The following is a 20,234-nucleotide window of genomic DNA, read 5'->3' on the forward strand; positions in this document are numbered from 1 at the left end:
TTCCCCTCCTTAATGGCTTCTAGCCAAGCGTTTTTCCAGATAACCTACGCCCAGACTTAATGGTATTGTTAACACAAGATAAAACATCCCTACAAAAATATATACATCAAATGTAACGAATGTATGGGAGGATACAAGATCACCGAAGTACATTAAATCTAAACCAGCAATCATTCCTAAAATAGCGGAGTTTTTTACAAGATTAATAAACTGGTTGCCAATTGGAGGAATAACTATTTTTATCGCTTGAGGCAAAATAATTATCCACATCGCCTGCAAATAGGTGAGACCTGATGATCTTGCTGCCTCCATTTGTCCTTTCGGTACAGATTGTATTCCAGCTCGAATCGCTTCCGCAATAAATGAAGCCGTATAAATGGCAAGGGCAATCGTACCTGCCACAAATCCAGATAACGTTACACCGATTGCAGGAAGACCGATATAAAAAAAGAAGGCTATGATTAGAAGAGGAATATTTCTGATAAACTCAACATATGCGCCACCAATCCAATTTAAAGGTTTAATTGGTGCGATTCTCATAACTGCTACAATCACACCAATAATAAAGCTCCCTATCAGGGCAATGATACTTGCCAGCACTGTGTTCTTAAATCCTTCTAAATATGTATCCAAGTTATTTATCAGTATTGAAAAATCAAGCATATAGATCTCCCCCCTTTTCTTAAGAAGTGATCAGGATGAGCATGGTCTGCCCATCCTGATATCAGTAGCTGTTAGTGAGATTTGATCCATTTTTTGTGAATTTCATCGTACTTTCCGTTATCTTTCATCTTCTTTAAAGCGCTATTAATCGCGTCAACTAATTCTTTATTTCCCTTTTTAACCGCAATTCCGTATGGCTCTTCCGTAAAAGTACCACCAACCAACTCGTAGTTTGAATCTTGGTCAGCCATTCCGTATAGAATGGAGTCATCTGTTGTTAAGGCATCGCCCTGACCGGATTTTAACGCTGTGAAGGCTTCCGTATAGTTTTCAAATTCTAATACAGTTGCGTCTGGGGCTTTTTCACGAATATTTATTGCGGATGTTGAGCCTTTAACTGCAAGAACCTTCGTACCCTTTTTCAAATCTTTAAGTCCTTTGATCAGGCTTCCCTTTTTGACAAGCAGTGATTGTCCTGCTTCAAAGTAGACATCTGAGAAATCAACCTCTTTTTTACGTTCCTCTGAAATCGTCATTGTTGCAACGATCGCATCAATATCGCCATTGTTTAACATCGGGATACGGGTTTTGGAAGTAACCTCTTTAAACTCAACCTTTTTCTCGTCACCAAGGATGTCTTTTGCCAACTCTTTTGAAATATCAATATCAAAACCTTCTACTTCGCCGGAAGCTGGGTTCTTAAGTCCAAATAATCTTGTATCATATTTTACACCGATCACAATTTTATCTTTTGCTTTAATTTGTTCTAAAGCATTTTTTGCTGTACCTGCTGTTTCTTTTTCTCCCCCTTTGCCGCACGCTGAAAGAAGCATGGAAGCCGATAATAATAAAATGCCGGCAATCTTACTTGTTTTACTCTTAAACATATAAATCCCCCTTAGTTTTTAATGATTTAATATACGGCTGAGAAATAGGCGCGTTCTTTCTTCCTTTGGATTCATGTAAAAATCAGCCGGATTTCCCTGTTCAAGTATTTGCCCGTGATCCATAAATATAATGCGATCAGCAACTTCTTTTGCAAATCCCATTTCATGGGTAACGACGACCATCGTCATCCCTTCCTTTGCTAGAGTTTTCATAACATCCAGCACTTCGCCAATCATTTCAGGATCCAAAGCAGAAGTAGGCTCATCAAACAGCATAATTTCAGGATTCATGGCAAGTCCCCTTGCAATCGCAACCCTTTGCTGCTGGCCCCCTGATAATTGAGATGGATATGCGTTTGCCTTATCGGGTATGCCTACTTTTTCAAGATAATATCTTGCTACTTTCTCCGCTTCCTCTTTTGATTGTTTTAATACCATCAAAGGTGCAGTCGTAATGTTTTGAAGAACGGTTTTATGCGGATATAAGTGAAAATGCTGAAATACCATCCCGATATTTCGCCTTAACTGATTGATATTTGTTTTTATGTCATTTACCTTCAACCCGTTAACAGTTAATTCCCCATCAGAGATGGTTTCCAGCCGATTAATACAGCGAAGCAGCGTACTTTTCCCCGATCCAGAAGGACCTATGACAACAACTACTTCACCTTTATTAATTTCTAGATTAATTTTTTTGAGAACATGAAAGTCTCCATAAAACTTGTTTACAGAATCAAATCGAATCATACCAATCCTTCTCTCTGTTGTTTTTAATAAGTATGTAACCAACCAAATTGTAAAAAAAGTCAACTTTGGAATATTTATAATAAACAAACAATTTATGGTATATTAATATACTACAATTCATTTCTAAATTAGTAAACATTTATTCTGAAATTTACGAATATTCAAAATGAATCGAAAGACTTATTATTACAGAAGACTATTGGAAATATTAAGAGAAAAATAGGCATAACTAACTAATCAATTTCTCTTTATTTACTCTCTATAATTAGACATCACTTGACCATTCTCTACAAATTTCCCTTTCAACCAAACGATTAATGAAAATGACTGTAATCCTTGATATATACGTCACTTCCCATCCAAATCCACGAGAAATGTGTTGAAATGAACACTAATGTTTAGATATGAATAGAGTCCAAACATCTATTTTCACTGGCAAACATCTAAGAGTGCCCTTTTTCCTACATTCATTTTTCTAATAAAACGATTTAGGGAATAATTCCTATTTTTCCTCGCCTTCTTTGATAAACTTTAATTATATTATTATGGGAATATTTTACTATAATGGAATTATTGCACTTTTTTATTGGCTATATATTCTGCATAAGGTGGTAACATCTATGGTAATTGACGGCATTATCATATCGTTTTTAGTAGGATTTCTTCTAAAAGGCAACTTGATGGCACTAGCACAACTAAAGCTAAAATGGGGATGGGTCTTCCCTCTGCTATTAGTCGTTCAATTTGCCGTTTTTATGGTGCAAAACGATAACAAAAAACCACCCAACTAATTTAGTTAGGTGGAATTATACTAATTCGTCTAATAATACTAAACACCCTAATTTTTGTGGATACCTAATTTAAACCCACTCACGCTGTTTCCTTTTTAGTTATCTTATCAGTAGTCTTCTTAGAGAATCGCCCTTTTACCGATTTCATTACATGATAAGTAGTCGGTACAATCACCAAGGTTAATAGAGTAGAGTCAACAACCCTGAAATAACAACAATCGCTAGTGATCTTGAAATTAATCCACCTTCACTTGATAGGGCCAATGGTAATAATGCACCGATTGTTGCGGGAGCCGTCATGAGAATCGGACGAAGACGGGTTTTTCCAGCTTTAAGTAAGGCTGCTTTGACCTCTATGCCCTTCTTCTCATTCTGCTTCACTCGCTCCATCAAGACAATCGCATTTGTGATAACAATACCTATTAACATCAGAAATCCAACTAAAGCCGGCATACCAAGTGCTTGATTTGTAGGGAAGCGCGGGTGGAAGTGCTGGGACGGTTCTTTTGCTTCCTTTGGAGGATATTCCGTAATAATGTCATTCAAGTCTGAGGAATTTCCAATTAATATCCAGGGAATGTCGTAAGTTTTGAAAAATAGGTAGTAAGTGTCCGGAGTTATGTCGTAAGAATCAAAAAATAGGTAATAAATAGCTGAAAATATGTCGTAATTGGAGTAAAATGCGACGCAAAAGGAAGCTACGTCGACTTTTTTGATAAAAATTCAGGGAAACCCTTATGTAGTAGGCTTCTACATCGGTGCTTTGGCTTAAAATCCGAGGAAACACCTACGTAAAAAGCTTTTACATCAGTGTTTTGACTTAAAATTCAGGGTAACGCCTACGTAGTAGGCTTCTACATCGGTGTTTGTGCTTAAAATCCAGGGAAACACCTACGTAGAAGTCTTCTGCATCGGAATTTGTGCTTAAAATCCGGTAGAACACCTATGTAGAAGGCCTCTACATCTATGTTTGGGCTTAAAATCTGGCGAAATTCCTACTTAGAAAGCTTCTACATCGATGTTTGTGCTTAATAATTCGAGAAACACCTACGTAGAAGCTTCTACATCGATGTTTGTGCTTAATAATTCGAGAAACACCTACGTAGAAAGCTTCTACATCGATTTTTTGACTTAAAATCCAGGAAAATCCCTACGCAGAAGGGATCTACATCAATTTATACAGTGCAAAGCCCACGGAAACATCTATGTAAACATGCACATGAGCGAGATGGATTGATTTATCTAGAGTTCAAATTGGAACTAGGGTTTTTATTCATAAATAACTCTTTATCGGTTGGTAAAATAATAAATATTTTACTTTTTATACTAAATGCATTATGATAAAATGTGATATCATTTTTATATCACTTTTACTATAGGGAGGGGTTAACATGAAAGAAAAAGCAATTTTTAAAATGAACGGTTTTGCAGCACTTGTCCTTGCACTATTGTGTATCGTTTTTGGATTCATATTAATCATTGGCGATACATCAATTCCTTTAATAATAGCCGGTATCGTGGTCTTACTTTTAGGCTTTATTATTACAACAAGTTTAACTGTTGTTCAACCGAACGAAGCAAAAGTATTAACGTTCTTTGGTACATATCTCGGTGTCATCCGTGAACAAGGGTTATGGGCAACCATCCCATTTACTTTCAAACGAAAAGTTTCATTACGTGTGACGAACTTTAACAGCGAAAAGTTAAAAGTAAATGATTTAGAAGGAAATCCAATTGAAATTGCAGCCGTTGTTGTTTATAAAGTAAGTGATTCTGCAAAAGCATTGTTTGATGTTGAAAACTATGTAAAATTTATTCAAATACAAAGTGAAACGGGTATTCGTCATATTGCTAGCAACTATGCATATGATACGCTTGAAAACACTGAAAATGCACTGACCCTTCGTCAAAATAGTGATGAAATAGCAGAGAAACTTGTTTATGATTTACAAAAACGACTTGATGTAGCTGGAGTAGATGTCATTGAAGCGCGGATTATGCATCTCGCATATTCTTCAGAAATTGCTGCTGCAATGCTTCAAAGACAACAAGCGCAGGCTGTTCTATCTGCTCGTAAAGTTATTGTTGACGGTGCAGTAGGACTTGTAAAAGCCGCAATTGACCAGCTTACCGAACAAGACATTGTGGAATTAGATGAAGAGAAAAAAGCACAGATGGTCAATAACCTAATGGTCGCAATTGTTTCAGAGAAAGGAACACAGCCAATTATCAATACAGGAACCATCTATTAAGGTTGTGTAGTAGATGAGTAAAAGAAAAGCATTTCCGCTTCGAATCGACCCAAAATTATACGAAGTGCTGGAAAAATGGGCGGAAGATGAACTCAGAAGTGTTAACGCCCAAATCGAAGTAATCTTAAAGGATGCTGCAAAAAAAGCAGGAAGATTAAAAAAAGAATAGGCTGCCGTATTTTGGCAGCCTATTTAAGGTTTGCATAAGAAAAAGGGAACAATGCCTAGCAATGTTCCCTTTTTCTCATCTTCTTTTTGATACCAATCCTTATACCCATTTCTTCTGGAAAGCAGCGATGCTTTCATATTCCTCTTGTAAAAGTCTAGAAATTCGGATATAGATTGGAGTTAAGTCTTCATAAATCGATACATTTTCACTATTTGGCGTATGGTGGAATGTGGCTCCTACCATCTCAGACACAACATTTAACGAATCAATTTCTCCTAGGCTATATAAGCCTAAAATTGCAGCCCCTAGACATGAACTTTCAAAGCTTTCAGGAATATAAACGTCCTGATTAAAGATATCTGCCATCATCTGCCGCCAAAGTTCAGACCTCGCAAAACCGCCCGTTGCGTGGATTTTCTTTGGCTCTCCTATCAATTCAGTCAAAGCTAAGAGAACTGTGTATAAATTAAAAATGACTCCCTCGAGGACTGCGCGTATAAGGTGTTCTTTTTTGTGATGCATCCCTAGTCCAAAAAATGAGCCTCGTGCATTTGAATTCCATAAAGGGGCTCTCTCACCTGCTAAGTAAGGATGAAACAACAATCCATCAGCTCCAGGGGTTACTCGGTCAGCTATTTCAGTCAACACGTCATATGGATCTTTTCCTAACCGTTTTGCAGCCGCAGCTTCTATTTCTCCAAATTGTTCCCTAGCCCAGCGAAAAATCATACCGCCATTGTTTACAGGTCCCCCAATTACCCAATGGTTTTCCGTTAATGCATAGCAAAAAATTCTCCCTTTTGGATCTGTTATTGGGCGGTCCACCACCGCACGAATCGCTCCGCTTGTCCCGATTGTAACAGCTACAACCCCTGGTTCAATGGCATCTACACCTAAATTAGATAACACGCCATCACCTGCCCCTACAACAAATGGTGTCGAGGTTAGCAAGTTCATCTCTTTTGCTAAGTTTTTATCCATTCCGGATAATCTATATGTGGTTGGAACAGGTTCCGATAACTGATCTGGAGTAACTCCAGCAACTTTTAGAGATTCCTCATCCCATGATAAAGAATAGATATTAAATAAGCCTGTTGAAGAAGCAATTGAAAAATCAACGACATATTTTCCAAAGAGTTTATAAAAAATATATTCTTTTATAGAAATAAATTTATAGGTTTTTGAAAAAAGATCTGAATAATCATTACGAAGCCAAACTAACTTTGCAAGTGGGGACATCGGATGAATGGGTGTTCCTGTTCTCAGGTAAATTTCGTGTCCATTCATTTCTGATTTTATTTTTTCAACCCAATCAGAGCTTCTATTATCAGCCCATGTAATGCATTCTGTCAGAGGCTTTCCCTCTTTATCTACCGCTATGACACTGTGCATAGCAGAGCTAAAAGATACACAAAGAATATCTTTAGGATCAACTTGGCTTTCTTGCATTGTTTTCTTCACAGTGTTGATCACTGCATTAAATATTTCTTCCGGATTTTGTTCCGCCGTTTCAGGAGTTGGCGAAAATAACGGATATTCAATCCCATTATTCGAAATGACAGTTCCATCTTTAGAATAAAGAACAGACTTCGCACTTGTTGTTCCAATATCTACGCCAATTACATATTTTGATTTCATACTACTTCCTCCTCGAAAAACCCTATGATGTTAAAATGAAATCCAACATGAAATGTTTTTTCATTAATCTTTTGATAAATCTTGGGTCTTGAATTATATATTACTAAAAGGAACCGATTGTGTTTGAATTAGATGAAATTTTTTTTCATCCATCTATTATTATACGAAATTTTTTTTAATCTGCAAACGATTGCATAAGAAAATATTTTTCATTCCTTATTTATGCTATACTCTATTTAGTTCAATTATGAAAGGAAAGTCTGGAATGCCACTTAATTGCTTAGGAACCATTCGTTCTTCTTACCATAAATTTAGCGAAAAAGAAAAAAAAATTGCTGATTATATTTTAGAGAAGCCTGAATTGGTTATACACCAGGCCATTAATGAAGTTGCAAATGATTTAAATATAGCAGATGCAACGGTATTTCGATTTTCTAAGCGGATTGGTTTTAAAGGCTTTCAAGCAATGAAAATTGCTCTAGCATCCGAATTAATGCTCCAAAATCGGACCATCCAAGATGGGCCAATCCCCAAAGATAGCGAAAAGACACTTACTGAAAAAATTTTTAGTGCCAATATAAAAACATTGCAAAATACTCTTCAAATGATTGACAGCCATTCTATAAAAAAAGCAATTGATAGTATTCTCGATGCCAAACGAGTCGAAATTTACGGAACTTGTGGATCAGCGATGATCGCTATGGGAACCGTCCAAAAGTTTAAGAGTGTTGGAATAAGGGCTTTTTCCTTTATTGACACCCATTCTCAATTAATGTCTGCCTCACAATTAACAAAGGATGATCTTGCACTTTTCATATCCTACTCTGGATCAAACAAAGAAACATTAAATATTTTAAAAGCTGCAAATGAAACCGGTGCCAAAACGATTGGGATTACTGCTTTTCCTAAATCACCCATTAGTTTAAACGTGGATATTGCTCTTTTTACCGATGCTGAAGGGACAGAATATTCACCTGCAGAGTATTCCTCATACATTGCCCAAATTTGCTTGATCGATGCATTATGTTTAAATATTATCCATCAAAAAAATAAAAAATCTTTATAAATAATCAACTGAAATCCATTTTACCATTTAGGAATGACAATACATAAGAACTCCCTCATGTTCATGAGGGAGTTCTATTATTTACACAAACATATTGAGGATTAAAGCCAAACCAAATGCAACAAAGGATAGAATTGTTTCCAATACAGTCCACGTTTTAAATGTTTCTTTTACGCTTAAGCCTAGGTATTCTTTAACCATCCAGAAGCCTGCATCATTAACATGTGAGCACATTAATGATCCTGCTCCTGTAACAATTACAAGCAACTCCAAGTTTACACCTGACATATGTTGAACGATAGGTGCAACGATTCCTGCAGCTGTCGTTAAAGCCACTGTAGCAGAGCCTGTGGCAATCCGAATTAATCCAGCAATACAAAAAGCTAAAACAAGTGGTGATAAAGACAAATGTTGTGATATATCCGCAATTGTTGTAGCTACACCACTAGCAATCAAAATTTGTTTAAACCCACCGCCGGCACCGATAATTAAAATGATGGATCCGACAGGAAGAATGGATTCCTCGACAAGACTTTTAATACCTTTTTTATCAATACCTTGACGAATACCAAGAAAATAAAAGGCTGCAAAGCACGAAATGAGAAGTGCAATAAGTGGACTTCCAATAAATACAAATAATTTTTTTGCACTATCTGGAAAAGCCGTATAAGGTGCGATGGCTGAAAAAATCATTAAGATAACTGGAAGTAAAATAATAAAAAATGATATTCCTGTCCCCGGCATTTTTTTTGCTGACATATTAATTTTGATTAACTGAGGTTCCCCTTCAGGAATGACACGTTTATGAATCCATTTAGCAAATAATGGACCAGCGATTATTACAGACGGAATAGCAATAATAATAGAGTACAAAAGAACTTTCCCTAAGTTAGCTTTATAGATTCCGATTGCGGCAATTGCCCCAGGATGTGGCGGTACTAAACCATGAACAATCGATAAGCCTGCGATTGCCGGTAATGCGATTAGTAAAATGTTTTGTTTAGTTGTTTTTTGAAGCGAGATTACTAAAGGCAGGACAATTAAAATACCTACTTCAAAAAATACAGGAAGACCGATTATAAAACCAGCCATCATCATGGCCCATGGGAGCCTTTTGACACCAAAGGTTTTTACAAAGAAATTTGCAACTTGTAACCCCGCACCAGATTCCGCCATCATCTTACCTAAGATGGTTCCCAATGCTAATATTCCAACGAGATGGCCTAAAACCCCACCGACTCCCGTTTCATATGCACCAACAATTTTATCCAATGATAACCCAGAAAAAATAGCTAGGAATAAACTTGCTACTGTCAAGCTTATAAAAGCATGCCATTTAAACCACGAAACTCCTAATATGACGATAATAATTGCTAATAGAGTAATAATTAAGTGATACATAAAATTATTCACCTTCCCCTTTTGGTGAAAGCCCTCTCAAAATAGTTTAAGACAGTCTGTCTATTTTCCCAAATAAAAAAAGTACATTCCTATAGTAGGACTTCCCATATTTAGAAATAATAGATGAAAGCACTTTCAAAGTATAGTTAAATTATATGAAAAAAAATTTCTTTTATCAATATATTTACATAAAGAAAATAAATTTTTTTTCACGAATTATCACATTCAGGTTTTTTTATTTTGGTTAAAAAAAACTGTTTGGTGTTTGCCAAAAATGAAATGAAGATAAACTATCATAAACAAAGGAGCTGCCAACGACAGCTCCTTTGTTTATATGATTTGATTTAATTCCCTAAAAAATTAGTGAACGTCTGCCAAAAAGTAGCGATAGTCAGCCCTATTAGCAAGGCAACCATAGTCCATCCCCATATTCTACCGAATAACTTGCTTCTGTATTCTCCCATCAATTTTTTGTCACTCGTCATTAATACCAAGAAAATAAGTAGTGGTGCCATAAGGATACCACCGATAACCTGAGTAATGACTGAGATGAAGTTTAAGGGCAAATTGGGTATCAAAATGGCGAATGCTGCAATGACTAGACTGCCGATATAGATAGCGTAAAATTTCGGTGCCTCCCAAATCTTATCATTGAGGCTTTTAGACCATCCAAATAATTCAGCGATGCTCCAGGAAGAAGACAGGGATATTGTAATGGATGCCAAGAAGCCTGCATTGAACAACCCCAGCCCAAAGAGGATTGCTGGCCACCTCCCTACTACGTGATCAAGTGAAGTGATGATGTCGGATGGACCTGCACCATCAATATTTTCTACGTGTCCAAAGAGTGCCGCACCACAGAGAATAATACCAGCTGCGATAATAACCTGAATGATACAGCCAATTGCTGTGTCAATTCGGCTTAAACGCATTTCTTGTGCTGTAACTCCCTTATCAATCGTTCCACTTCCTTGAAAGAAGATCATCCAAGGGGCGATCGCATTCCCGATCGTTGCGATCACATACCAAATTACACCGCCTTGTAGTAGATGAGGAACATTCCAAGATGAAAAAGCATGCCCGATCGCTGCAAAACTTGGATGCGTCATACCTGCAACCACTAAAAAGATAACGTTGAGCAGTCCTACAAACAGCGCGATTCTTTCTTTTGTCCAGTATCCGGTAAATACAACGAAAGCAACGATAAGCACTAAACAAATCAAGGTACTGAGCAAAAGTGGAATACCTAACAATACTAGTCCCGCCGTCATCCCAATGAATTCGGTAATCAGTGTTAGTAGATTTTCAAAAGCAAGAGTACTAATGTGATAGTAACCCCAGAATTTCCCGTAACGTTGTAAGGCCAATCTTGAAAAGCCTTCTTGAGTTACAGCACTAAGGCGCATGCTCATCTCTTGTATTGTATAGGTCAGAGGTGCGAGGCAAATCACTAAAGGAATAAATAGCCCGATCCCAAATTGTGCCCCTGTAACAGCGTAAGAAATAACTCCTCCTGCATCGTTATCAGCCATTGCAGCGATTATACCTGGTCCCGCAAGAGCCCAAATGACTAGTAAGCGGCGTTTCCATCCTGTTTTATTTTTTGTCACAATAGATTGAAACTTAGATTTACTTACTTCTGAAGTGACTGATGTTGACTGTATTTCACTCATATATTTTCACGTCCCAAACATCATTTTATTTTTAATTCATTTCTACTTTATTTCTAGGTGTTGAAGAATGTGCATGGGATATTGTCACGTATTGAGAATAAAGCAACACTTTTTAACATCTAAGCTGTGTTAAACTTGCCTGTTGATTTGCGCTCAAGAAGCGAGCTTCCGCGGGCTCCCCTGCCCCGTAATCTCGCAGGACATTGAATTACATCCTTGAATCCGCGCCCACGCACGAAGGAAATGCGATAGTATTTTCGAAGAGTCTCGCGCCTTCCTCTCCAATCAACATAGTTTCAAAAATCAACAATGACCTTTAACACATCCAACATCTAAAATAGAATATAGTACGATTAAGAAGGAACAGCTTTTATATTCGCAAACATCCTCTCTCAACCTAACTCAGGAAGACTTTTTCCTATAACAATCTTAATTTAGCAGACATATTTTGAAGCAGATTTAGCCAATATAACAACCCAAAACATCTTATAACCGAATTGGAATTTGCGTACAAATAAAGACGTTTTATCTCTTGGTTTTCCCGATTTTATCCTATTCACCATTTTTTCTCTCCTTTATTAGTTTTTCCATGAAATTGTTGCTATTTTTCATTAATCATGATGGATAGGTCTTCATCTATCATTCTTTCTAATTTAAGCAATCCACTCGGAATTGTAGTTTCCGTTGTTTTTCTCTTATTACTTCCTATATTGTCGATACCACCACACATCCCTAAATGAATTTTTTTTACTAAGAATGGGTCGATATAAAATCCATTCTCAAAAATCTCACCTTCAACACCACTTATATTGTGAAGTTTGGAACATTCAACACAATAATACATTTCCATTCACTTCCTTAATTAATCGTATTTGTTCAGATCACACTATGTTGAAAATAGATGATATCTCCATTTACCCCTATGATAATTTGTTTGACAAAACGACTTTATCATCTATGTTTCGTTGATCTTTTCTCAACACTCGTTATTTTTTCTTCAACATCACTGTATTCTTGTGTTGAGGAATGTGCGTAGGCTATTAACACGTGTTGAAAATAAAACAATATATTTTTATTTCAATACCTTTTCAACAAAAAATGTCCGTTTATTAATACAAAATGCTGAGGAGATTTGCTTACCCCTTGCATATATTGTTGATAAAACTCAAACAAATTGAACTAATAGTAATTAGAAAGGGGTGAACAAGGGTGCTTGAGAAAAATAAAGATCACAATCTTGGTTTACTGTTAAAAATGTTATTAAAGAAACATTCGCTGTCTATGCGTAAACTTAGCGTATTGACTGGAATCGATACTGCAACCATCTCACGAATTGTAAATGGTAAACAAAAAGCTAAATTGAATCACCTACAACAATTTGCTTATCACCTAAACACTCCACTTGAAAAATTAGTTGTTGCTGCTGGTTATGATATGGGTGGAGGACAAGAAGAATTAAAATCAGATATTCAATACTCAGTTGATACCCTTCAAGAAATCCTTCAATCTTTTAAACTTGTTGATACACAATTTACCTTGGCTCATGTCGAAAATGAATTAGCCAAGTTCGAACAATATGCACAAACAGAAGAGGGACATCGGATTATATTTGAGGATTTTACGAAGAAAATAGAGCAAGTAGGTAGTGTGGGACCATTTATAGAACAGTTAAAGCAATTGTATAATCAATATTGTGACCCTACATCTTTAAGTTCTGAACGGGCCATAATTGGAAGTGCGTTGTTATATTTTATTTTATCTACAGACGTTATCCCTGATTATATTTATCCAATTGGTTATTTGGACGATACAATTGCCGTACAACTTGTGTTAAACCGTCTTGCAAAATAAATATGTAGAGCTATTAAACCCTAAAAATAGGTAAATAGAAGACTGATTGGAAACGCAAACTATTTTGCAATGGCAGGGTCAACCTTCTAGATTGACAAGATAGGAATTAATTGTGGACGGAACATCTTTTATCTCACCAACTTTCTTCTTTTTCGTTATTTCTTTTGTTTGATTCCCGCACTTATCGTATTCATTCTCTATTACCTAGATATGCCATACATAATATTGCCTATTTGATCTTTTATTATGACAATGGTATACCGTGGAAATGATCTTCGGCATGAATTTATAACGGTAATGCCTTTAATGGAAATACTATTGATATTCGGAAAACCATAATTCGCTAATAACGAAAAGGAGCCTGAACTGTTCGGGCTCCTTTTCGTCATTATTATCAGTAATCACTCTAATAGTTGGGATAAAATAAGTTGTCAATTTTGTGTCAATTTTGTGTCAGTTTTTCCAGTACTTATAACCAGGTTTCTACTATTTGTGATATAATAACTATTATCTGTTTCGACAAAATCATCGAAAATTATTAAAATGGTAAGTTTAACATTTCGATTGTTTAGATAAGGGGTGAAAAAATGAATTACGGACTTTTTACAATATTAGGATTGTTTGTAGTGGCTATGGGAGTAATATCATATATGTTTGCTAAAATGATGCAAGAATAGAAAAATAGATTGCAAGAACAACGGCACTTTACTTAAATGCCGTTGTTTTTTTATCCTTTAGCTTGTTTCAAAATCGTGGAGAATAAAAACACTTGGGACCAGCCATAAAAGCGTTGTCAGATTAACCCCCTAAGTATTTTATCATCGCATGAGGATTCCAAAACATGCAGTAAACAACAGGATATTAAGCCCTAAACCAATAAATGCTCCTTGGCTTAACCGCTTCCTCCCCCTTTGAAAACTATAAAGATATTTTTTGCTACGCCCCTTTACTTTTTAGAAAATTATATTATAATGTTAGAAAATTAATAAAAAAGGCTTTGACGAGAAAAAGTAGAACGTCCGTATTTTTTACAGAGAGCTTCGGTAGCTGAAAAGAAGCAAAAATGCCCGTTCGAAAATGGCCTCCGAGCTGCGCACTGAACATACAAGTAGGCTGCGACAAGTGTTGGTACTTGTTATCAAAACCACAGTATAAGAGTCTTTTTAATGACTCCGTACTTGAGAGAGGCTGCATGGTGTAAACCAGCAGTAAATTAAGGTGGTACCACGGAATTTCAACCCCGTCCTTATCTAATTTTAGATAGGGGCGGGGTTTTTTATTTTTTCAAAACAGGAGGAAAAAATCATGAGTATTTTTATTGGAGGCGCTTGGCCATATGCCAATGGTTCCTTACATCTTGGCCACATTTCAAGCTTATTACCAGGAGACATTTTGGCCCGTTATTATCGTCAAAAAGGAGAAAAGGTACTATATGTTTCAGGAAGCGACTGTAATGGCACCCCTATCGCCATTCGCGCAAAACAGGAAGGTTCTTCACCTAAAGAAATAGCGAACCGCTACCATAAGGAGTTTACTGAATGCTTTACGAAATTAGGATTTACCTACGATTGTTATACACATACTGACACACCAAACCATCATCAAGTGGTTCAACAAATTTTCTTAGATTTACTTACAAAGGGTTTTATTTACAAAAAGGAAGTGGAGCAAACGTATTGCGAAACTTGTGAGCAATTTCTTCCAGACCGTTATGTGGAAGGCAACTGTCCGAATTGCGGCCAGCCGGCCCGCGGTGACCAATGTGATGATTGCACCAAAATATTAGATCCTATCGATTTAATTAATAGATCATGTAAGCTTTGTGGGCACACTCCAACAATACGAAAAACGGAGCACTTTTATTTAGCATTAAGCCACCTACAAGCAGATCTTGAAAAATATATCGCTGATTCCAAAACATCGAATGGATGGCGAGACAATGCCATCCTACTAACTGAGCGTTATGTAAAGGAAGGCTTACATGATCGTGCAGTTTCAAGGGATTTACCTATTGGCGTCAGTGTCCCAGTCAGAGGTTATGAGGAAAAGAAAATTTATGTTTGGATTGAAGCAGTTTCAGGTTATTATTCAGCTAGCAAACAATGGGCTAAAGACACGAATAATGATGACTCACTTTTTTGGAATGAGAAGACAAAAACGTATTATGTTCATGGAAAGGATAATATCCCCTTTCATACGATTATTTGGCCAGCGATTTTAATGGGTATTGACAATCCTGCACTTCCACAGCATATTGTTTCAAATGAATATTTAACTGTGGAAAAAAAGAAGCTTTCAACGAGCCGTAATTGGGCGGTTTGGGTGCCAGATCTGTTAGAAAGCTATCATCCTGATTCCATCCGTTACTTTTTAACCATTAATGCGCCAGAAAACCGAGATACTGATTTTTCCTGGCGGGAATTTATCTACAGTCATAACAGTGAGTTACTTGGCGCATATGGTAATTTTGTTAATCGCACATTGAAATTTATTGAGAAGAGCTATTACGGAGAAATTCCAACCGGAGTGTTAGATCCTCTTATCGAAGAAAAACTCACCCAATTATATGAAAAAGTAGGGAATCTAATCGAAAATGCCCATTTTAAAGGAGGGCTCGAAGAAATCTTTTCTTTCATTAGGGCAGCAAATAAATATTTTGATGAACAGCAGCCATGGAAACAATTTAATGAAAATAAATTAGGCTGCAATAATACATTGCTGACTAGTGCAACAATCATCGTTAACCTTGCCCAACTCTTATCTCCATTTCTACCGTTTTCAAGTGACGCTTTAAAAAACATCTTGAGACTAAATGAATTTACATGGACACCAATCCACGTAAAAGAAAAAGTGATTAACCATGTGAACCCATTATATGAACGTATCGACTTAAAAAGGATTGACGGAGAGGTTGAACGTTTAAATAACCAATCAAAATAAACGAATCAGAGGGTGTCCTAAAAGAATAACTTTTACGAGCACCCCCCTTTTTATTAATGGTCTGTTAAACTTTGTCTGTTGATTTCCGCTCTAGGGGCGGCCCGGGGAGCCTCCTCGGCGCTATTGCGCCTGCGGGGTCTCCTGCAGGAGTCGAGCGCCTTCCACTCCAATCAACATAGAGGAAAAATTATCATTAACTTTGTAATATAGTGGTGCCTTTCACCTTTTGGGATAGCCTCTTTTTTAGCTTCCGATAGATCCTATATCTTTTAGTCTATAAATTGATCAATTTGCATCCTTCACCAGCACTCAAACTATTTAAACCTTTTGCTAAATTTTATGAGAGTTCTTTCCTTTTTTTTACTAGCTGTGTAAACTGATACTTATAGAGTTTCTTTTTAAGGGGGAGAAGGATACCATGGCATTTCCAAGCTTAATAACCAATAGACTAAAATTGGTTGAAATTAACCATAACCATGTTGACAGTCTTTATGAGATTTTATCTTTAGAGGAGGTAACCAGATATTACGGCACTGATCGTTTTACCTACCTTGGAGAGGCTTCAAGATTAATAGACATGTTTCACAAAAACTTTTACGAAAAACGCGGTATTCGTTGGGGAATCATTTTAAAGGAAAATCAGAAGTTTATTGGTACAATTGGTTTGAATGCGCTGCAAATGAATAATAAACGTGCCGAAATCGGTTATGAACTGCACCCTGCATATTGGAGAAAAGGTTACATTTCCGAGGCAATTAAAGAAGTTTTGCGGTTTAGTTTTGAAATCATAGATTTAAATCGAATTGGAGCAGTGGTTTACCCGGAAAACGAACCATCCTTGAAGTTATTAATGAAAATAGGCTTTGAAAAAGAAGGACTACTCCGGGGTTATATCCAGCAAAATAATCAATTTCATGATACCTATGTTTTATCTTTATTAAAATATGAATGGGAAAACCGCCAGAAAAACTAATTCTGGCGGTTTTACTCTTCGAAATAATCACGGAACTTTTTCGGGTCTTTTGTTTCTTTGTCATGATAATACGGGTTGTTTTCCGTTGAATCCTTTGAATCGAGATTCGTTTTTATTACGATCATAGGTCCAGATGGGCTTTCCGCAATCATTCGGTCGTTTAATGAGTTAAAATCAGTTATCTTTTTATTACCCGGCTGTGTTGGTTCCATTAGAAGCACCCCCTGCTATTATCATGCTGTTTTTCCTTCCCTATAATTCAGCTTTACAAAGAAAAAACTAGGAAGTGACCTTCCTAGTATCTTTATTCCTCTTCTGCACCAACTAAGAAATCCGGATTCAGTTCTTCGAATTCCTCGTCGTCAACATCCGCTCCCCAATCTTCATCCTCGTCTTTGCATCCTTCAGGATTAATGCGAACACAAACCTTTGTTTCGCCTATGACCTCGACAAGGAATTCCCTTTCTACATGGACCATAATTCGATTGCCATTAGGGGAAATCACTGCTTCGACACAGTTGGGCTGCTGTAGCACCCGAGCAACAATTTCATTGTCATCAAGGGCGTCATGGTCGCGATATTTTAACTTTATGACATCTGTATATTGAACACGTTCAGTTACCACTTCTGTTTTCGTGTTGTCATTATAAGAGTACCAAACGTTGATGTCATAGGAGCCGTGTATCTCTACTGTCTTGCCGACTTTTTTTGCGTTGTATTTATGATTGATAATCCAACATCCAAGAATACTTGTTGGACAATGCGCCGGGCTAATTGTATGATTGGACTGCGTGAATTTGCGTCCTTTCGCTACGACGGCCTTCGTTATTATCTCTCTATATTCTCCCATTTCGCGCGAACCCTCCTCATTCAGTTTCATTTCATCCTATGCTTTTTCTTAGACTAGTGTGCGATATATTTTTACGAATACTGGTTAAAAGTTTAGTCATAATTCATTTTATGCGGGAATTTTTGTGTCTGTGCAGGTATAACATGACTTTACTATTTGGGGAAATATGTATTGTTCTCATTTAATAGTATGAAGAGGGATGTCGAGTTAGAATGGATGTTTATAAAGGAAAAGCCAGGCTATTAGCCTGGCAAAAAATTAATGGTCGTGACCTTTGCATTCACTGTCACTATGCTTCATGCTTGCGCCAGTTTCACCATATAATAAATCCCCGCCGGTAGAAGTAATAATTTCGTTGGTGACGGTATTGGAAATAGCTGAGGCAATTAACTGTAGCAAATCGTTGACTTCTATTTGTGATTGTTTAAATTCCTGGACAACAGGGATATCATCTAAATCCTGTTCAATGGAAGCAATTTTGTCCTCCACCTTTTTTAAAGCCTCTGGTTTTCCGTAATGCTGAAGGTTTACAGCTTGCTTTTGCAGGCCCTTAATATCCGAAATCAATGAACGAACCTTTTCGTTTTCATGAATTTGAGCTTCCGCTCTTTTGAAAAAATCAACTTCGTCCGTTTCTGCAATCATTCGCGCTAAATCCTTAGCACGTGCAACGATCTCATCTTTTGTATACTTCCCCACCATTAATTCACCTCAATCGCTTCTAGTTCTTCCATCATTTCTCCATTTAATGACCATGTTTTTGCTTCCTTAATCTTCACTTTGACAATTTTGCCAATAGCTGATTTAGGACCAACAAAGTTAACAAGCTTGTTCTTATCTGTATATCCTGCAAGGACGTCAGGATTGTTCTTACTTTCCCCTTCAACAAGAACCTTAACGATCTGACCCTCATATTTTTTCATAGCCTCTGCAGATAGGTCATTTACGAGTTTGTTGAGTCGTTGCAAACGCTCCTTCTTTACTTCCATTGGGACGTTGTCTTGCATTTTTGCAGCTGGAGTGCCTTCACGCGGAGAGTAAATGAACGTATAAGCAAGCTCATATCCTACCTCACGATAAAGAGACATAGTTTCTTCAAATTGTTCATCTGTTTCGTTTGGATATCCGACAATAATGTCTGTTGTTAAAGCAACATCCGGTATTGCCGCTTTAATTTTGCGTACCAGCTCTAAATATTGTTCCCTTGTATATTTGCGGGCCATTATTTTTAGCACATCCGTTGAACCTGATTGTACCGGTAAGTGGATATGCTTCATTAGGTTTCCACCATTCGCCAGCACTTCAATCAGATGATCATCGAAGTCACGTGGATGACTTGTCGTAAAGCGAATTCGAGGGATATCAATTTTACGAATTTCATCCATTAAGTCACCAAGTCCGTACTTCATGTCTTCAAAATCTTTTCCATAGGCATTAACATTTTGCCCAAGAAGGGTAATTTCTTGATAGCCTTGTGCAGCCAAGTGGCGTACTTCTTGAATGATCTCTTCAGGACGACGGCTTCTTTCTTTCCCGCGAGTATATGGAACGATACAATACGTACAAAACTTATCGCAGCCGTACATAATATTAACCCAAGCCTTTATGCTGCCTCTGCGGACTTTTGGAAGGTTTTCAATTACGTCACCTTCTTTAGACCAGACTTCCACAACCATTTCTTTTGACATGTAGGCTTCATGTAAAATATTTGGTAAACGGTGAATATTATGGGTTCCAAAGATCATATCAACTTGTTGGTATGTTTTTAAAATTTTATTGACGACAGATTCTTCTTGAGACATACATCCGCACACGCCGAGAAGCAGATCAGGTTTTTCCATTTTCAATGCCTTAAGGTGACCAAGTTCACCGAATACTTTGTTCTCGGCATTTTCACGAATGGCACACGTATTCAATAGAATCACGTTTGCTTCTTCTGTATTTTCAGTTGGCTCGTAGCCTAGAGCTAAAAAGATACCCGCCATAACTTCAGTATCATGTTCATTCATTTGACATCCGTAAGTGCGAATGTAAAACTTTCGGCCTTGACCCATCCCCTTAAATTCTTCAGGAATGGCAAAATCATGTTGGTACTTTACTTCTTCTTTTCCACGTTTTTTTGCATCTTTTAAGGAAGGTGCAGTAATTACTTGTTCAAAGTACTTGCTGTAATCCTTGACGGATTTTTTGTCCGAAGAATTAGCAGTTTGAACTTGCTGACTTTCTAATCGTTGTTTTTCATTCATTTGTGGAAAATCTCCTTTCATTTCATATCACTTAACGTCTATTAAAATCAATAATGCTATTTTTTACCTTTTAAGAGGCATGAGCTG

The 20,234-nt window shown here is 37.0% G+C and carries 19 protein-coding genes and 1 other annotated feature; of the genes, 7 read left to right on the forward strand and 12 right to left on the reverse strand.

The window, feature by feature from the left end; genetic code table 11:
- Positions 1–9: 9 nt before the first annotated feature.
- From BN1082_RS01495 to BN1082_RS01505, 3 genes are all read right to left on the reverse strand, one after another.
- Positions 10–663: an amino acid ABC transporter permease gene (locus BN1082_RS01495; RefSeq protein ID WP_090629887.1), complete on the reverse strand. Its 654-nt coding sequence runs from the start codon at positions 661–663 to the stop codon at positions 10–12.
- Positions 664–734: 71 nt separating this feature from the next.
- Positions 735–1,550: a transporter substrate-binding domain-containing protein gene (locus BN1082_RS01500; RefSeq protein ID WP_090629890.1), complete on the reverse strand. Its 816-nt coding sequence runs from the start codon at positions 1,548–1,550 to the stop codon at positions 735–737.
- Positions 1,551–1,568: 18 nt separating this feature from the next.
- The gene (locus BN1082_RS01505) at positions 1,569–2,297 is read right to left on the reverse strand and encodes an amino acid ABC transporter ATP-binding protein (RefSeq protein WP_090629893.1); all 729 of its coding nucleotides are present in this window, start codon (positions 2,295–2,297) and stop codon (positions 1,569–1,571) included.
- A 620-nt stretch (positions 2,298–2,917) separates the two neighbouring features.
- On the opposite strand from BN1082_RS01505, the gene BN1082_RS27235 reads away from it, so the two are divergent.
- Positions 2,918–3,088, forward strand: coding sequence for a hypothetical protein (locus tag BN1082_RS27235; RefSeq protein WP_176699593.1), 171 nt, complete (start codon positions 2,918–2,920; stop codon positions 3,086–3,088).
- A 180-nt stretch (positions 3,089–3,268) separates the two neighbouring features.
- Here BN1082_RS27235 and BN1082_RS01510 read toward each other — a convergent pair whose 3' ends face one another.
- Positions 3,269–3,634 carry an efflux RND transporter permease subunit gene (locus BN1082_RS01510; protein WP_425412091.1) on the reverse strand — a complete coding sequence of 122 codons (366 nt, stop codon included), beginning with the start codon at positions 3,632–3,634 and terminating at the stop codon, positions 3,269–3,271.
- Positions 3,635–4,479: 845 nt separating this feature from the next.
- On the opposite strand from BN1082_RS01510, the gene BN1082_RS01515 reads away from it, so the two are divergent.
- Both BN1082_RS01515 and BN1082_RS01520 read left to right on the forward strand, forming a co-directional pair.
- Positions 4,480–5,340 (forward strand): SPFH domain-containing protein, encoded by an 861-nt coding sequence (locus BN1082_RS01515; RefSeq protein WP_090629895.1) that lies wholly within the window; start codon positions 4,480–4,482, stop codon positions 5,338–5,340.
- 13 nt (positions 5,341–5,353) lie between these two features.
- Positions 5,354–5,509: a type II toxin-antitoxin system antitoxin gene (locus BN1082_RS01520; RefSeq protein WP_090629898.1), complete on the forward strand. Its 156-nt coding sequence runs from the start codon at positions 5,354–5,356 to the stop codon at positions 5,507–5,509.
- A 99-nt stretch (positions 5,510–5,608) separates the two neighbouring features.
- Here BN1082_RS01520 and gntK read toward each other — a convergent pair whose 3' ends face one another.
- Positions 5,609–7,147 carry a gluconokinase gene (gene gntK / locus BN1082_RS01525; RefSeq protein WP_090629900.1) on the reverse strand — a complete coding sequence of 513 codons (1,539 nt, stop codon included), beginning with the start codon at positions 7,145–7,147 and terminating at the stop codon, positions 5,609–5,611.
- Between the two features lie 265 nt (positions 7,148–7,412).
- On the opposite strand from gntK, the gene BN1082_RS01530 reads away from it, so the two are divergent.
- Positions 7,413–8,213 (forward strand): MurR/RpiR family transcriptional regulator, encoded by an 801-nt coding sequence (locus BN1082_RS01530; RefSeq protein WP_090629903.1) that lies wholly within the window; start codon positions 7,413–7,415, stop codon positions 8,211–8,213.
- An 81-nt stretch (positions 8,214–8,294) separates the two neighbouring features.
- On the opposite strand, the gene BN1082_RS01535 is transcribed toward BN1082_RS01530, so the two are convergent.
- From BN1082_RS01535 to BN1082_RS01545, 3 genes are all read right to left on the reverse strand, one after another.
- Positions 8,295–9,614 (reverse strand): GntP family permease, encoded by a 1,320-nt coding sequence (locus tag BN1082_RS01535; RefSeq protein ID WP_090629906.1) that lies wholly within the window; start codon positions 9,612–9,614, stop codon positions 8,295–8,297.
- Between the two features lie 344 nt (positions 9,615–9,958).
- Complete coding sequence (locus BN1082_RS01540) at positions 9,959–11,287, reverse strand: NRAMP family divalent metal transporter (protein WP_090629908.1); 1,329 nt, start codon at positions 11,285–11,287, stop codon at positions 9,959–9,961.
- 601 nt (positions 11,288–11,888) lie between these two features.
- Positions 11,889–12,137, reverse strand: a complete 249-nt coding sequence (locus BN1082_RS01545) for a DUF3973 domain-containing protein (RefSeq protein WP_245640275.1) — start codon at positions 12,135–12,137, stop codon at positions 11,889–11,891.
- 404 nt (positions 12,138–12,541) lie between these two features.
- On the opposite strand from BN1082_RS01545, the gene BN1082_RS01550 reads away from it, so the two are divergent.
- From BN1082_RS01550 to BN1082_RS01560, 3 genes are all read left to right on the forward strand, one after another.
- Positions 12,542–13,138, forward strand: coding sequence for a DUF1232 domain-containing protein (locus tag BN1082_RS01550; RefSeq protein WP_090633082.1), 597 nt, complete (start codon positions 12,542–12,544; stop codon positions 13,136–13,138).
- A gap of 988 nt (positions 13,139–14,126) precedes the next feature.
- Positions 14,127–14,389: a binding site (T-box leader), on the forward strand.
- A gap of 27 nt (positions 14,390–14,416) precedes the next feature.
- Positions 14,417–16,078, forward strand: a complete 1,662-nt coding sequence (gene metG / locus BN1082_RS01555) for a methionine--tRNA ligase (protein ID WP_281176997.1) — start codon at positions 14,417–14,419, stop codon at positions 16,076–16,078.
- A 418-nt stretch (positions 16,079–16,496) separates the two neighbouring features.
- Entirely contained in the window at positions 16,497–17,051 is a 555-nt protein-coding gene (locus BN1082_RS01560) for a GNAT family N-acetyltransferase (protein WP_090629916.1), read from the forward strand.
- Positions 17,052–17,062: 11 nt separating this feature from the next.
- Here BN1082_RS01560 and BN1082_RS01565 read toward each other — a convergent pair whose 3' ends face one another.
- The 4 genes from BN1082_RS01565 to miaB form a co-directional block, all read right to left on the reverse strand.
- The gene (locus tag BN1082_RS01565) at positions 17,063–17,263 is read right to left on the reverse strand and encodes a hypothetical protein (protein WP_090629919.1); all 201 of its coding nucleotides are present in this window, start codon (positions 17,261–17,263) and stop codon (positions 17,063–17,065) included.
- A gap of 92 nt (positions 17,264–17,355) precedes the next feature.
- The gene (locus BN1082_RS01570) at positions 17,356–17,901 is read right to left on the reverse strand and encodes an outer spore coat protein CotE (RefSeq protein WP_090629921.1); all 546 of its coding nucleotides are present in this window, start codon (positions 17,899–17,901) and stop codon (positions 17,356–17,358) included.
- 258 nt (positions 17,902–18,159) lie between these two features.
- The gene (locus BN1082_RS01575) at positions 18,160–18,600 is read right to left on the reverse strand and encodes a YlbF/YmcA family competence regulator (protein WP_090629924.1); all 441 of its coding nucleotides are present in this window, start codon (positions 18,598–18,600) and stop codon (positions 18,160–18,162) included.
- A 2-nt stretch (positions 18,601–18,602) separates the two neighbouring features.
- Complete coding sequence (gene miaB / locus BN1082_RS01580; protein ID WP_090629928.1) at positions 18,603–20,147, reverse strand: tRNA (N6-isopentenyl adenosine(37)-C2)-methylthiotransferase MiaB; 1,545 nt, start codon at positions 20,145–20,147, stop codon at positions 18,603–18,605.
- Between the last annotated feature and the right edge of the window lie 87 nt (positions 20,148–20,234).

This window comes from Neobacillus massiliamazoniensis, from assembly GCF_001048695.1.
Taxonomy (GTDB): domain Bacteria; phylum Bacillota; class Bacilli; order Bacillales; family Cytobacillaceae; genus Neobacillus; species Neobacillus massiliamazoniensis.

What these genes read in the sequence shown, in the direction of transcription:
- BN1082_RS01495 (WP_090629887.1), bottom strand. Translation starts at nt 663, where the DNA reads ATGCTTGATTTTTCAATACTGATAAATAACTTGGATACATATTTAGAA.
- BN1082_RS01500 (WP_090629890.1), bottom strand. Translation starts at nt 1,550, where the DNA reads ATGTTTAAGAGTAAAACAAGTAAGATTGCCGGCATTTTATTATTATCG.
- BN1082_RS01505 (WP_090629893.1), bottom strand. Translation starts at nt 2,297, where the DNA reads ATGATTCGATTTGATTCTGTAAACAAGTTTTATGGAGACTTTCATGTT.
- BN1082_RS27235 (WP_176699593.1), top strand. Translation starts at nt 2,918, where the DNA reads ATGGTAATTGACGGCATTATCATATCGTTTTTAGTAGGATTTCTTCTA.
- BN1082_RS01515 (WP_090629895.1), top strand. Translation starts at nt 4,480, where the DNA reads ATGAAAGAAAAAGCAATTTTTAAAATGAACGGTTTTGCAGCACTTGTC.
- BN1082_RS01520 (WP_090629898.1), top strand. Translation starts at nt 5,354, where the DNA reads ATGAGTAAAAGAAAAGCATTTCCGCTTCGAATCGACCCAAAATTATAC.
- gntK (WP_090629900.1), bottom strand. Translation starts at nt 7,147, where the DNA reads ATGAAATCAAAATATGTAATTGGCGTAGATATTGGAACAACAAGTGCG.
- BN1082_RS01530 (WP_090629903.1), top strand. Translation starts at nt 7,413, where the DNA reads ATGCCACTTAATTGCTTAGGAACCATTCGTTCTTCTTACCATAAATTT.
- BN1082_RS01535 (WP_090629906.1), bottom strand. Translation starts at nt 9,614, where the DNA reads ATGTATCACTTAATTATTACTCTATTAGCAATTATTATCGTCATATTA.
- BN1082_RS01540 (WP_090629908.1), bottom strand. Translation starts at nt 11,287, where the DNA reads ATGAGTGAAATACAGTCAACATCAGTCACTTCAGAAGTAAGTAAATCT.
- BN1082_RS01545 (WP_245640275.1), bottom strand. Translation starts at nt 12,137, where the DNA reads ATGGAAATGTATTATTGTGTTGAATGTTCCAAACTTCACAATATAAGT.
- BN1082_RS01550 (WP_090633082.1), top strand. Translation starts at nt 12,542, where the DNA reads ATGTTATTAAAGAAACATTCGCTGTCTATGCGTAAACTTAGCGTATTG.
- BN1082_RS01560 (WP_090629916.1), top strand. Translation starts at nt 16,497, where the DNA reads ATGGCATTTCCAAGCTTAATAACCAATAGACTAAAATTGGTTGAAATT.
- BN1082_RS01565 (WP_090629919.1), bottom strand. Translation starts at nt 17,263, where the DNA reads ATGGAACCAACACAGCCGGGTAATAAAAAGATAACTGATTTTAACTCA.
- BN1082_RS01570 (WP_090629921.1), bottom strand. Translation starts at nt 17,901, where the DNA reads ATGGGAGAATATAGAGAGATAATAACGAAGGCCGTCGTAGCGAAAGGA.
- miaB (WP_090629928.1), bottom strand. Translation starts at nt 20,147, where the DNA reads ATGAATGAAAAACAACGATTAGAAAGTCAGCAAGTTCAAACTGCTAAT.